Annotated in this window: 10 protein-coding genes; 3 read left to right on the top strand and 7 right to left on the bottom strand. The window is 60.3% G+C overall.

All coding sequences use genetic code 11. From position 1 onward, the window contains the following. Positions 1-99 precede the first annotated feature (99 nt). Both ICM05_RS12610 and ICM05_RS12605 read left to right on the top strand, forming a co-directional pair. Entirely contained in the window at positions 100-2040 is a 1941-nt protein-coding gene (locus tag ICM05_RS12610; RefSeq protein ID WP_215401738.1) for a right-handed parallel beta-helix repeat-containing protein, read from the top strand. 45 nt (positions 2041-2085) lie between these two features. Further along, positions 2086-4032, top strand: coding sequence for a hypothetical protein (locus tag ICM05_RS12605; protein WP_215401737.1), 1947 nt, complete (start codon positions 2086-2088; stop codon positions 4030-4032). 80 nt (positions 4033-4112) lie between these two features. On the opposite strand, the gene pstB is transcribed toward ICM05_RS12605, so the two are convergent. From pstB to mshD, 7 genes are all read right to left on the bottom strand, one after another. Further along, positions 4113-4892, bottom strand: a complete 780-nt coding sequence (gene pstB / locus ICM05_RS04210; protein ID WP_188023325.1) for a phosphate ABC transporter ATP-binding protein PstB — start codon at positions 4890-4892, stop codon at positions 4113-4115. Between the two features lie 35 nt (positions 4893-4927). Next, the gene (gene pstA, locus ICM05_RS04205; protein ID WP_188023324.1) at positions 4928-6007 is read right to left on the bottom strand and encodes a phosphate ABC transporter permease PstA; all 1080 of its coding nucleotides are present in this window, start codon (positions 6005-6007) and stop codon (positions 4928-4930) included. A 2-nt stretch (positions 6008-6009) separates the two neighbouring features. Further along, entirely contained in the window at positions 6010-6948 is a 939-nt protein-coding gene (gene pstC / locus ICM05_RS04200; RefSeq protein ID WP_188023323.1) for a phosphate ABC transporter permease subunit PstC, read from the bottom strand. A gap of 144 nt (positions 6949-7092) precedes the next feature. Then, positions 7093-8184, bottom strand: coding sequence for a phosphate ABC transporter substrate-binding protein PstS (gene pstS, locus ICM05_RS04195; RefSeq protein ID WP_188023322.1), 1092 nt, complete (start codon positions 8182-8184; stop codon positions 7093-7095). Between the two features lie 166 nt (positions 8185-8350). Further along, positions 8351-9313, bottom strand: coding sequence for an NUDIX domain-containing protein (locus ICM05_RS04190; protein ID WP_188023321.1), 963 nt, complete (start codon positions 9311-9313; stop codon positions 8351-8353). Next, a complete protein-coding gene (locus ICM05_RS04185) occupies positions 9310-11436 on the bottom strand; it encodes an RNA degradosome polyphosphate kinase (protein ID WP_251364496.1) in 2127 nt (708 codons plus the stop codon). The genes ICM05_RS04190 and ICM05_RS04185 overlap by 4 nt, the downstream gene beginning before the upstream one ends. Before the next feature lie 17 nt (positions 11437-11453). Continuing rightward, complete coding sequence (mshD, locus tag ICM05_RS04180; protein WP_188023319.1) at positions 11454-12356, bottom strand: mycothiol synthase; 903 nt, start codon at positions 12354-12356, stop codon at positions 11454-11456. A gap of 133 nt (positions 12357-12489) precedes the next feature. On the opposite strand from mshD, the gene ICM05_RS04175 reads away from it, so the two are divergent. Then, positions 12490-12783: a hypothetical protein gene (locus ICM05_RS04175; protein WP_188023318.1), complete on the top strand. Its 294-nt coding sequence runs from the start codon at positions 12490-12492 to the stop codon at positions 12781-12783. The last annotated feature ends 139 nt before the right edge of the window (positions 12784-12922 follow it).

Below are 12922 nucleotides of genomic sequence, written 5' to 3'. Positions count from 1 at the left end.
CTATGTTTCTCTGGTGTTTTATCTTGCCCCGAGGTAGCGTTTCCCCTGTGTGCTGCTTGTGAGTGATCGCTCACAATAGTGAGGGCTATGGGAGATTCAGTGAAGAAGAACACCGTACTGGGGCTGGGCATTGTCGCCGGCCTCGTGGGGATGAGCTTGATCTCGGGTGCTGCGCAGGCAGAACCACAACCACAGCTCTGCGATGGAGTCGAACGAATGGTGTGTTCAGCTGAAGCCGTCACTAGCTATCGAGTCACCGACCAGGCAGACACTTTGACATCAGGCACGCTTCGCGCAGCCATCGAAAGCGCGAACCAATCACCGGGGTTGGACGAAGTCATCATTGGCCCAGAGCTAACGATTGAGGTCTTGAGCGAAATTGAGATCACTGATGCGCTCATCCTGAGGGGTGAAGGAAACCTCGAGACGCGATCGACGATACGCGGAAACACCAAAGACGGTGATTACCTCTTCTACGTCTCGGGTCCCGAATTCGCCGATTTCACGGTGCAATTTGAAAACCTCGACATGGAGGGCGCAAACGATGAGGCCTCGGGGGTCAGGGTATCAAACGGGCCCATGCGCTTTGCCATGTACGACAGCAGTATGCGCGGTTTCGCCGACAAGGGATTGCGGCTCAGCACCGAGGGCGATTTCTCACATTTCCTGGTGGAAAACAGCGAGTTCACCGATATGAGACCGGGCGAAGGCGTGCTGCTTCTCAGCGCAGAAGACGCCACCACGCGCTTGGACATTCATAACTCCCGCTTTGAAAACAATGAAATGGCCGCGGTGGTTATGGACTCCAGCCTGGGAGGCCAACACATGGGGGACAAGACGTCTCTACATGTTTCAGGCAGTGAATTCATTGCGAACAATGCTGGCGGGTACGACGCCGGAGCAATCGATCTCGGGCGAGTAGAACTGAGACTGGAGAATCCAGAAGCCGTCAAGATTGACGAGCCGTTTTTGCACCTCGAGGGTAACCTCTTCCGAGATAACATCGGCAGTCGCTCAGGCGCCGTTTACATTTCTGGAATCGATGGTGAAGCCGACGAGTTTGTGCCTGGCTCAGAGCTGGGCGAACTCGTTGTGATTGAACGCAACTCATTCGTGAACAACCTGACAGAAGAGCCAGCTGATGGCGCGAATCACCTCTACGTGGGACGCGGCCAGTCTGAGACAGGCTTTACACCCGAAGAGTGCCGTACGGAGCTTACGGGCCTGAGCATCTTGAACAGCACGTTCAGTAGCGATATCCCGGGAACATATGCCATGCATCTTGGCCGGGCGGACTGCATGGGCTTTGAAATCGACCATTCCACGTTTGTTGGTGGCGGAATTTCAACAGCTGACGCTGAAAACGCGGCCCTGTTCCTCACGAACACTGTCATTGATACTGGCAGCGACCAGCCGTTCTCGCCACAGTACCTGTCAGATCCTCTCGAGATCGTCGAGGATCATGTCGCGTATTCTTCAGAGCCAGATGATCGCCCGGCGTCGGGTGTGCCAGGGGCTCGTGTGGTCGCGTCGAGTGATGAGCTTGCGCTCGGTGATCTTGAAGAGGTTGCCGTCGATGTTGATGGGTTGCAGTACACCGCTGCCGTGCATGTGCCTGGCTTGATTGATCAGGCGGATCCGTTGAGCATTTCAAAGCTCGTCGGTGCGGCGAGTGATTCGGTTGATGCGCGTTTGGCGACTGATCAGCGTGGTTTGGTGCGGCCGCAGGCCGACCCGGTGAATACGGTCGAGCTGGCAGATATTGGCGCGGTTGAGGCTGTGTTTGCGGAAGCGCCTGTTGACCCGGTCGAGCCTGTGGACCCGGTTGAGCCTGTTGATCCGGTTGATCCGGTTAAACCGGTTGATCCTGTGGTTCCGACGGAGCCGGTTGACACGGCGAAGCCGGTGGGCGGGAAGCCTACGGCGTTGGCGGCGACGGGTGCGGTCAATGGTCCGAATCAGTGGATCGCGTTTGGCGCGGTCATGCTGCTTGCCGGTGGCGCGTTGATTGCCAGCCGCCGCCTCGGACGGAAACAGTAACGTGCGGCGCTTCCTCAGCGCAACACTGATGAGTACGGAGCACGAATGAAAAATAATACCTTGCTGGTCAGCGGCATTGTTGCCGGCCTGATCGGAATGAGCCTCATCCCAGTTGCAGCGCACGCTGAGGTTGTGCAGCAAAACTGTGACGGAATTGAGCGGTTGGTGTGTTCTGCCGGTCCGGGGGGCATGATTCGGGTCACCAATCCGGCCGACACCTTGGACGAGGGCACGCTGCGTACAGCAATTGCACAGGCGAACGCGTCACCCGGGCTCGACGAGATCGTCATCGATGCAGAGCTCAACATCCTGGTGAAGAGTCGGCTGGTCGTCACCGGTGGTGTCATCCTGCGAGGTGAAGGTGCCGGTGATACTCGCCCTACGATCACACGCGACTATTTGGGAAGCGGCGAATTCTTGCAGTTCGAGGGCCCAGCTTCCCCGGAATTTGTTGTGCAGCTGGACAACCTGCAATTGACAGGTTTGCTCGATACAGACGAGGGAATCTATGTAGGTGAGGAGGTGCAGCAGTTCGGACTCTATGACAGTTCGATACAGGGCTTCGGGAGAAGTGGGATCTACCTTCCAGACCCTGATTCGCTTGAGTATTTCATCGTTGACAACAGTGACTTCAGCGACATGGGTCCAGGTGATGCTGTGCTGGATTTCGAGCCGGAGGACTTGTATACCGAAGTGCATATTCACAACTCACGCTTCACTGACAACCAGATGACGGCTCTGAACATCGGCGCGACTCTTACCTTTGAGCCGGGACGGCGATCCTCTGTGCATGTCTCCGGATCCACATTCCTCCGAAACACTATTCCAGATGAAAACGCTGGTGCAATTTTCATTGCGAGCGTCGATGCAGTCTCAGAAGACGGTACTCCCTATGTCCTTGAAGAACCACTTGTACACCTCGAAGGAAACCTCTTTAGAGAGAATTCTGGCGAAGACGCGGGGGCGATCCTTGTGGACAACGTGTATGGCGGAGAGTCCATTGGTGATGGAGGCACAGCCAACGTAGGTGACCTGGTGCTGGTCGAACGTTCCTCATTTGTTGACAACGTGGCCACAGGCCAAAACTCGAGTGTAAACGACCTAGCAATACCAAGTGGAGGCATTGAGAGCAACGGAACCGCCGGAGAACCGTGCCCTACACGCCCAAACATACTGCGGTTGCAGAACAGCACGTTCAGCTCATCAACGGAAATAGGGGTGGCCCTCAGCTTGGAACGCTCGTCATGTGCAGACTATGTGTTCGAACATACAACGTTTGTTGGTGCAGAAATCATTATCGGCCCGGGTATTGACTCCACTGTTCGACTGACGAACACCGTCATTGACACCGGAGAAGAGCCACCACTCATCCTGTATAACGGGCAGGCAGGGGACAAGATTACTGTTGTCGAGGATCATGTCGCGTATTCGACAGAGCCGACCGACATCCCTGAGTCGGGTGTGCCAGGGGCTCGTGTGGTCGCGTCGAGTGATGAGCTTGCGCTCGGTGATCTTGAAGAGGTTGCCGTCGATGTTGATGGGTTGCAGTACACCGCTGCCGTGCATGTGCCTGGCTTGATTGATCAGGCGGATCCGTTGAGCATTTCAAAGCTCGTCGGTGCGGCGAGTGATTCGGTTGATGCGCGTTTGGCGACTGATCAGCGTGGTTTGGTGCGGCCGCAGGCCGACCCGGTGAATACGGTCGAGCTGGCAGATATTGGCGCGGTTGAGGCTGTGTTTGCGGAAGCGCCTGTTGACCCGGTCGAGCCTGTGGACCCGGTTGAGCCTGTTGATCCGGTTGATCCGGTTAAACCGGTTGATCCTGTGGTTCCGACGGAGCCGGTTGACACGGCGAAGCCGGTGGGCGGGAAGCCTACGGCGTTGGCGGCGACGGGTGCGGTCAATGGTCCGAATCAGTGGATCGCGTTTGGCGCGGTCATGCTGCTTGCCGGTGGCGCGTTGATTGCCAGCCGCCGCCTCGGCCGCAAGTAGGCGGGCACTGACGAGGCTGACATACACGTAGAGCGGGCCGGGGCGATTGCCCCGGCCCGCTCTACGTGAGTTCGTGCTCGTTAGCCGAAACGGCCCGAGACGTAGTCCTCGGTGGCCTGTACGGAAGGCGTCGAGAAGATCTTTGAGGTGTCGTCGAATTCGATGAGCTTGCCCGGCTTGCCGGTGCCCGCAATGTTGAAGAACGCGGTGCGGTCGGAGACGCGTGACGCCTGCTGCATGTTGTGAGTCACGATGACGATCGTGTAGTCCTTCTTCAGGTCATCGATGAGGTCCTCAATTGCGAGCGTCGAGATCGGGTCGAGCGCCGAGCACGGCTCATCCATGAGGAGTACCTCGGGCGAGACCGCGATCGCGCGGGCGATGCAGAGACGCTGCTGCTGACCGCCCGAGAGGCCCGAGCCGGGCTTGTCGAGGCGGTCTTTGACCTCGTTCCAGAGGTTCGCGCCCTGCAGCGACTTCTCGACGAGGTCGTCAGCATCGGTGCGCGAGATCTTGCGGTTGTTGAGGTTCACGCCAGCAAGTACGTTTTCGCGGATCGACATCGTCGGGAACGGGTTCGGACGCTGGAAGACCATACCAACCTGGCGACGCACGAGCACGGGGTCGACGCCTGCGCCGTAGAGATCTTCACCGTCGAGCAAGACCTCGCCTTCGACGCGTGCGCCGGGGATTGCCTCGTGCATGCGGTTGAGCGTGCGGAGGAACGTGGACTTGCCACAGCCCGAGGGACCGATGAACGCGGTCACGCTGCGGGGCTCGATGTTCATGGTGACGCCTTCGACGGCGAGGAACTTCGAGTAGTAGACGTTGAGGTCTGAAACCTCGATGCGCTTCGACATGGTGTTGTCTTTCGTTTCTGAGAGTCGGTGGAAGATTAGCGGCCGAATGACGGCGAGAAGTATCGCGCAATCAGGCGGGCGAGGAGGTTCAACGCCATCACGATGAGGATGAGCAGCAGAGCCGCAGCCCATGCACGCTCAAGGAACGCCCAAGCAGGGTTACCCTGGTTCGCGAACTGCGTGTACACGTAGACCGGGAGCGACTGCATGCGGTCCGAGAAGAGGTTGTAATTCATCGATGCGGTGAAGCCTGCGGTGATGAGCAGGGGAGCGGTCTCACCGATGACGCGCGAGATCGACAGCATGACACCGGTCGTGATGCCCGCGATCGAGGTCGGCAGGACAACCTTCAAGATTGTGCGCCACTTCGGAACGCCGAGCGCGTAGGAGGCTTCACGCAGCTCGTTGGGAACGAGGCGGAGCATCTCTTCACTCGAGCGCACGACGACCGGGATCATGAGCACGGAGAGCGCCACTGCGCCGATGATGCCCATGCGCACGCCGGGTCCGAGGATGAGCGCGAAGAGCGCATACGCGAACAGGCCGGCGACGATCGAGGGGATACCGGTCATCACGTCGACGAGGAAGGTGATGGTCTTCGCGAGCTTTCCGCGGCCGTACTCGACGAGGTAGATCGAGGTGAGCAAGCCGAGGGGAACCGAGATGATCGTTGCCGCGAGTGTGATGAGGAGCGTGCCCATCATCGCGTGCAGTGCGCCGCCGCCCTCACCGGTGACGTTACGCATCGACGAGTTGAAGAACTCGGCATCCATGCGGCCGATGCCGTTTGAGATCACGGTGATTGAGACCGAGATCAGGGGCACCATCGCGACGATGAATGCGCTCGTGACGAGTGCGGTGACGAAGCGATCCTTTGCCTGGCGACGACCCTCGACGGAGGCCGAGAGGACCGTGATGACCACCATGTAGGTGATTGCGCCGACGAGCGCGGTGCCGACGATGGAGAAGGCGGATCCGCCAGCTACTGCGAGCAGCGCGAAGAGGCCGGCCGAAGCGAGGAAGGACGCAGCCAGGGTGATCCACGGGGTGCGCTTTGAGAGGCGGTTGCCGGCGAGCGTGGAGCCCTGCGAAATGGGACGAACGGTGATTGCCATGGTTAGTTAGCTCCGTTGAACTCGGCGCGACGGCTTACGATCCAGCGCGCGAGGGCGTTCACGAGGAAGGTCACGATGAAGAGGATGAGACCGGTCGCGATGAGGATGTTCACGTTCTGGCCGTAGGCCTCGGGGAATGTGAGCGCAATGTTCGCGGCGATCGTTGAGGGGTTCTCAGAGGTGAGGAGCTTGAAGCTCACAATGCCGGTAGCCGAGAGGACCATTGCGACTGCCATGGTTTCGCCAAGTGCGCGACCGAGGCCGAGCATTGCTGCGGAGACGATGCCCGAGCGGCCGAACGGCAGCACTGCGAGGCGGATCATTTCCCAGCGAGTCGCACCGAGCGCGAGCGCGGCTTCCTCGTGGAGCTTCGGCGCCTGCAGGAACACCTCACGGCAGATAGCCGTCATGATCGGGAGGATCATAACGGCGAGAACCACAGCGGCGGTGAGAATCGTACGGCCTGTGCCAGTAACGACGCCACCGAAGAGCGGGAACCAGCCCAGATTGTCATTCAGCCAGGCGTAGACCGGCTGCAGCGCTGGCGCGAGGACACCGATACCCCAGAGGCCGTACACGACGCTCGGAACCGCTGCGAGGAGATCGACAATGTAGCCGAGTACCGAAGCGAGCTTGCGAGGCGCGTAGTGCGAGATGAACAGCGCGATACCGATTGCAACGGGGAGGGCGATCGCGAGTGCGAGCGCCGCTGCCCAGATCGTGCCGAAGACGAGCGGTCCGACGTACGCCCAGAAGTTGCTGTCGATGAGCGAAGCGGTCTGGTCGGTCGCGACGAAGGCCGGCAGGCTCTGTACGATCAGGAAGATCGCGACGGCTGCGAGCGTGACCAGGATCATGCTGCCTGCGAAGACAGCGGATCGTGAGAACACGCGGTCGCCGCGGCTGAGAACCGGTCGTGGCGCTTTGGTAGTGGCAGTCACTGGGTGGGTGCCCTTCGAAGATGTGCGGGTCAAAAGTGTGAATGGAGCGTATCGCACGGAAGTCGGAGACCCGCGTTCTAGTGCAATCTGAGGCGATTTTGCCTAGATATGAACGCGGATCCCCGACCCTGGGTGCGAAGCGATTTAGCTGATTGCGTCGATCGCGGGCTGAACCTTCGAGCGAAGGTCTGCGGTGATCGGGGCGCTGCCCGACGAGGTCGCAGCGTCCTGCTGGCCCTCTTCGCTCACGATGTAGTTGAAGTACGACTTCACGAGCTCAGCATTTGCGGGGTCTGCGTACTTTTCGCAGCCGACGAGGTAGCTGACGAGAACGATCGGGTAGACGCCTGCCTCTGATGAGGTACGGTCGAGCTTGATCGCGATGTCGTGGTCGCCACGGCCCTCTTCGACGGGCGAAGCGTCAACGATGGCTGCTGCAGCCTCGGGGCTGTATGCCACGTACTCGTCGCCGACCTTGATCTCGACAGTGCCGAGATCGCCAGCACGCGATGCGTCTGCGTAGCCGATGGTGCCGACACCGTTGGTGACTGCGTCAACGACACCCGAGGTGCCCTGTGCGCCTTCGCCGCCGAGCTCGGTGGGCCACTCTTCGATGGAGCCTGCGGTCCAGTCAGCGGGTGCTGCTGCCTCGAGGTACTCGGTGAAGTTGCCGGTGGTGCCCGACTTATCCGAGCGGTGAACTGCGCTGATGTTGGTGTCAGGCAGGGTCACGCCAGGGTTCTGGTCGGCGATTGCCGGGTCGTTCCACTTGGTGATCGAACCCGAGAAGATCTTGGCGACAGTCGAAGCGTCAAGCTTGAGCGAGTCAACACCGTCGAGGTTGAAGATGAGCGCGATCGGCGAGATGTATGCCGGGAACTCAACGATGCCGGTGTCAGGTGCGCAGGAGCCGAAGGGGCCTGCTGCGATCTCGTCGGTCTTGAACGCGCGGTCCGAGCCAGCGAACGACGATGCGCCCTGCTGGAAGGTCTCGCGGCCTGCGCCGGAGCCGGTCGGGTCGTAGTTCACGGTGACACCCGAGTTTGCGGTCTGGAAGGCTGCGATCCAGCCTTCCTGAGCGGATCCCTGCGACGATGCGCCTGCACCGATGATCTCGCCCGACAGGTTCGACTCGGCGGGAGCGGTCGAGCCGGATTCGTTTGCTGCGCACGAGGTCAGTGCGAGTGCAGCGGCGCCGCTGACAATTGCGGCCTTGGTCAGAGCTGAAAGCTTCACCGTAGATTCATCCCGTCTGGAGAAGTATCGTGATTTGGTGCGACCGGAATTGGCCACATCTCTACGGTAGAAAGCTTGAATGACCTGAGGGATGCCACAAAGTGAACAGCGGGTGAACGAACGCACTGCCTCTGTGAACTGCACGTTCACTCAGCGAGCGAAAGCTTTACAACTTCACCGGGTAGGTCTCTACGCTCAGGATGCCGGCACCTGGGTTCTGCTTCGAAAAGTGGAAGACAGAAAAAGCGCCTGGTGGTAGCTCAGCGGCTTCCTGCAGGTAGCTGCCAGGCAGACTGCCGGTTGCGAGGGCGAGCTCACGGACTGCGTCAGGCAACACCGGACGGTGCGTGCAAATGAGCGCATTGCGAGTCTTCCGAACCACCTTGCCGATGACTGAGCGGAGCTCGGTGAGGTCGCCCGCTTCCCAGGCCTCCTGGCTGAGTCCGTCTTTCTCGCGCACGCGCTTGTTGAGGTGTGCTGCGAGGGGAGCGACGGTCTGCAAGCATCGGGTTGCGGTCGATGAAATGAGCCGCTTCGGAGCGAACGGCTGCAGAATCGCAACGAGTTTCTCGGCTTGCTCTTCGCCGGCGGGCGCGAGCGGGCGCTGATGATCGACAGGGTAGGCATCGCTGCGTGGCTCTGCCTTTGCGTGGCGGAGCAGCACAACTGAGAAGGTGTCGAATGCGTTGCGGGCGACGAGCTTCAGGAACACGTCGTAGAGGTCGCGGTCTGCAGCGTAGGTGAGACGTGCGCTCACCTCATCTGCGGGCAACCATTCGAGCGCTTCAACTTCGCTGTTTGGGCGGAACGTGGAAGCCTGCACTGCTGCGTCAGTGACCTCAGCGGCCCAGTACTGCACCGTCTTGACCTGCTTGGGGTCTTTCTTGGACAGCGGGTACTGGATAGTGCCGAGGTTGACTCCGAGGCCCACCTTGAGGCCGGTCTCTTCGAGCGTCTCACGCACGGCTGCCTGCGGCATACTCTCACCCGGGTCAAGCTTGCCCTTGGGGAAGGAAATGTCGCGCTGTTTCGTGCGATGGATGAGCAGCACCATGATCTGCTCGACGCCGCGCTCGTTCGTCACGCGACGCCAGCAGACTGTGCCTGCTGCGAAGAGGGATTTGCTCAACGGTTTCTCCGATCGCGCGCCTCCGTGCGGTCGACCATGACCAGGTCTTGGAGATCAGGGAGCGGTTCACCCTCATCGCTCACTACGCGGCGGTCCCAGCTGCCGTCAGACAACATGCGCCAGGACGAGACGTCGTCGCTGAACGCGAACTCGAAGAAGCGATCGATGCGTGCAAGGTGCTCTCGTTCAGCGATACGAACGAGCACCTCGATGCGACGGTCGAGGTTTCGGTGCATGAGATCGGCGCTGCCGATGTAGACCTCGCGGTCACCGTTGTTCTCGAACGCATAGATGCGTGAGTGCTCGAGGTAGCGGCCAAGCACCGAGCGCACTTGGATGTTCTCGGAGAGCCCGGGAACGCCGGCGCGGATCGAGCAAATACCGCGGATCCATACTTCGATGGGCACGCCAGCCTGGCTTGCACGGTACAGCGCATCGATGATCTGCTCATCGACCATCGAGTTCGCCTTGAACTTGATGCCGCTGGGCAGGCCAGCGCGCGCGTTCTCGGTTTCACGCTCGATGCGTTCGAGCAGACCAGCGCGCAGCTGCAGGGGTGCGACGAGGAGTCGGTTGTAATCAGTCTCGATTGCGTAGCCCGACAGTACGTTGAAGAGCTTCGTGACGTCACGACCGACCTCGGGAGATGAGGTGAACAAGCCGAAGTCTTCGTAGATGCGGCTCGTCTTGGGATTGTAGTTACCCGTACCGATGTGGCAGTAGTGCGTGAGTTTGCCAGCTTCTTCACGGATGACGTGCACGAGCTTGCAGTGGGTCTTGAGACCCACGATGCCGTAGACCACGTGCACGCCCGCCTGCTCTAGCTTGCGTGCCCAGGTGATGTTCGCTTCTTCGTCAAAGCGAGCCTTGACCTCAACAAGCGCGAGCACCTGCTTGCCAGCCTCTGCCGCCTTGATGAGCGAGGCGACAATGGGGCTGTCGCCCGAGGTGCGGTAGAGGGTCTGCTTGATGGCGAGCACATCGGGGTCGGTTGCTGCCTGCTCGATGAACGCCTGCACACTGGTCGCGAACGACTCGTACGGGTGGTGCACGAGCACCTCGCGACGTGCGATTGCCGCGAACGTGTCGGGCTTCTCGCTCGGCGAGCTGGTGCGGAACTTCGGATGCGTGACGGGGATGTGCGGCGTGAACTTCAGATCAGGGCGCGGAATACTGGTGAGCGCAAAGAGACCTGAGAGGTCGAGCGGTGCGGGCAGCACGTAGACCTGCTCGGGGTCGATGTCGAACTCGCGCTTCAGGAGGTCGAGCGTGGCCTCGTCCATGTCGTCCGAGATCTCGAGGCGGATGGGCGGACCAAAGCGGCGACGCAGCAGCTCCTTCTCGAGCGCCTGGATGAGGTTCTCTGTCTCATCTTCTTCAATCTCGACGTCTTCGTTACGAGTAACGCGGAAGACGTGGTGGTCCATGACTTCCATGCCGGGGAAGAGTCCGTCGAGCTGGTTCGCGATCAGCGCCTCAAGCGGAATGAAGCGGACGTTGTCTTCGGTCTCGCGACGGTCGACGCGGACGTACCGCGGGATCATCTGCGGCACCTTCAGGCGCGCAAACTCGACCTTGTCAGTGCGCGGATTGAAGACGCGGATCGACAGGTTCAACGCGCGGCCTGAGATGTACGGGAACGGGTGCGCGGGGTCGACCGCGAGCGGCATGAGCACGGGGTAGATGTGGTGCTCGTAGTAGTCCTTCAGCACCACGCGATCAGCTGAGTCGAGGCTCTGCCAATCAACAATGCGGACGCCAGCTGCGGCAAGCTCGGGCTTCACTACCTCTGAGTAGCAGCGTGCGTGACGCTTCTGCAGCTCGTAGGCGGTGTTAATGATGTCTGCGAGAACATCGGTGGGGGCGCGACCCACGTTGGTCGGCACGGCGAGGCCGGTGAGGATGCGCCGCTTGAGACCAGCGACGCGCACCATGAAGAACTCGTCAAGATTCGAAGCGAAAATGGCGAGGAAATTGGCGCGCTCGAGGAGCGGCACCGAGGGGTCTTCAGCGAGCTCCAGCACGCGCTGATTGAATGCGAGCCAGCTGAGCTCGCGATCGATGTATCGATCTGCGGGCAGCGGCTCTTCGAAACCTTCGATGGTGGGCGTATCGTCGCTCATAGTTCCCATTCTTACAGTTAGCGGGTCTCGGGGCGTAGCCATTGTGCAGAACGTGCCGCGACGGTGAAGCCGTTGTGCTCGTACAGCTTGACTGCACGGGTGTTCTCACCGTCGACATACAGTGACACAGACTTGGGGCCGTGGGTGCGCATGTGGGCGAGCGTCTGATCGAGGAGTACGCGACCAAGGCCACGGCCGGCCGCAGCCGGCGCCATACCCAGGGCGTAGAGCTCGGTGTCTGGCGCCCCGCCAGCGGGGTCGGCAACAGTCTTCACCCAGCCGTACCCTGCGAGGCCTTCGACTCCCTTTGTCTCGAGCAAAAATAGCTCAGATCCATCGAACCAGGGCTCTTCGATCATGCGGGCAAAGTCTGCGACGGTGATGCGACCCTGCTCGGGGTGGAAAGCAAACGCCGCTGCATTCACCGCAACCCAGGCGTCAGCGTCTGCGTCACTTGTCGGGTCAAGCGTGCGGAGAGTGGTGCCCTCGGGGAGCTCAGGATATGCGGTGGGCAACAGCGCCGGGTCAAGCGACATGCGCAGCAGCGTGCGCACCGGGGTGAAGCCCTTGCTCGACAAAATCTCTTCGGCATCAGGCTGCGAGCCATGCACCCAGACGCGGATCGCTGCAGTGACGCCGGTCAGCATGCCATTCGCGAGCGCGGTGCCAACGCCATGTCGGCGCTGCTCTGGAAGGACCACAACATCAAGTTCGCCTTCGCCGAGAATGCCGAAGCCAATTGCCTCTGCGCCAACCTCGCTTGCAAGGAAGAGTTCCCGAGCACCGGATTCTGCTGCAATGAACGCTTGATCGGAGACCGGGGGAGCGCCATCAAACGCCTCTGCTGCAGCCGCAATGGAACGGGCCGTGCGCACACCCGAAACGAGGTCTTTCTGCGAAACGACGGTAAGTGTGAACATCGGTGCTCCTCCTTCAGGTTTGAGAACCTTTGGTGCTTGCAATCTTACGGGGGACCCCTGACATTCCAAGGGGAACGCAACCGAGTAGAGGCTTTCGATGATGGTTTTCACGGCGTGTGCAAAGATGGAAACCATGAGCGCAACCAATGAGGCCCCCGAATCGCACCCGTGGCATATCGGTCGACTCGTAACTGCGTGGGCGGTCGCGGCGGTCTTCGGCGTCATGGTGCTGGTCTTTGCGCCAGCAGAGAGCCGCGTTGCGTGGCTCGTCTTCGCCATCGGGCTCGGCTCGCTCGTAACCTTCGCCTTGCAGCTGGGCACCGCACAGAAGAACGGTTTCATCACGCGTTTGGCCTTCAGTATCGCCGGTTGCGTGCTGATTACCGCTGGTGTTGATGGCATCGGTACGCTCATCGGTCGCATCTAGACCGGAACAAATTCAGAATTAGGAGTACACTGGCATCATGCTTCTCGCGCTTGAACTCTTTTTCCTCGGCCTGCTTGGCCTTGCGTCGTTGGCTATTGCATGGGTTTCCGGCACGGTCATCTACAAGCTCTTCAAGGGC

This window comes from Leucobacter sp. cx-42 (assembly GCF_014529985.1).
Taxonomy (GTDB): Bacteria; Actinomycetota; Actinomycetes; order Actinomycetales; family Microbacteriaceae; genus Leucobacter.
The sequence above is the reverse complement of the archived record's forward strand: the minus strand, read 5'-3'. Positions and strand labels throughout refer to the sequence as shown.

Excerpts from the sequence above, each read along its gene's own strand:
- ICM05_RS04185 (WP_251364496.1), bottom strand. The coding sequence starts at position 11,436 with ATGAGCGACGATACGCCCACCATCGAAGGTTTCGAAGAGCCGCTGCCC.
- pstB (WP_188023325.1), bottom strand. The coding sequence starts at position 4,892 with ATGTCGAAGCGCATCGAGGTTTCAGACCTCAACGTCTACTACTCGAAG.
- mshD (WP_188023319.1), bottom strand. The coding sequence starts at position 12,356 with ATGTTCACACTTACCGTCGTTTCGCAGAAAGACCTCGTTTCGGGTGTG.
- ICM05_RS12605 (WP_215401737.1), top strand. The coding sequence starts at position 2,086 with ATGAAAAATAATACCTTGCTGGTCAGCGGCATTGTTGCCGGCCTGATC.
- pstA (WP_188023324.1), bottom strand. The coding sequence starts at position 6,007 with ATGGCAATCACCGTTCGTCCCATTTCGCAGGGCTCCACGCTCGCCGGC.
- ICM05_RS04175 (WP_188023318.1), top strand. The coding sequence starts at position 12,490 with ATGAGCGCAACCAATGAGGCCCCCGAATCGCACCCGTGGCATATCGGT.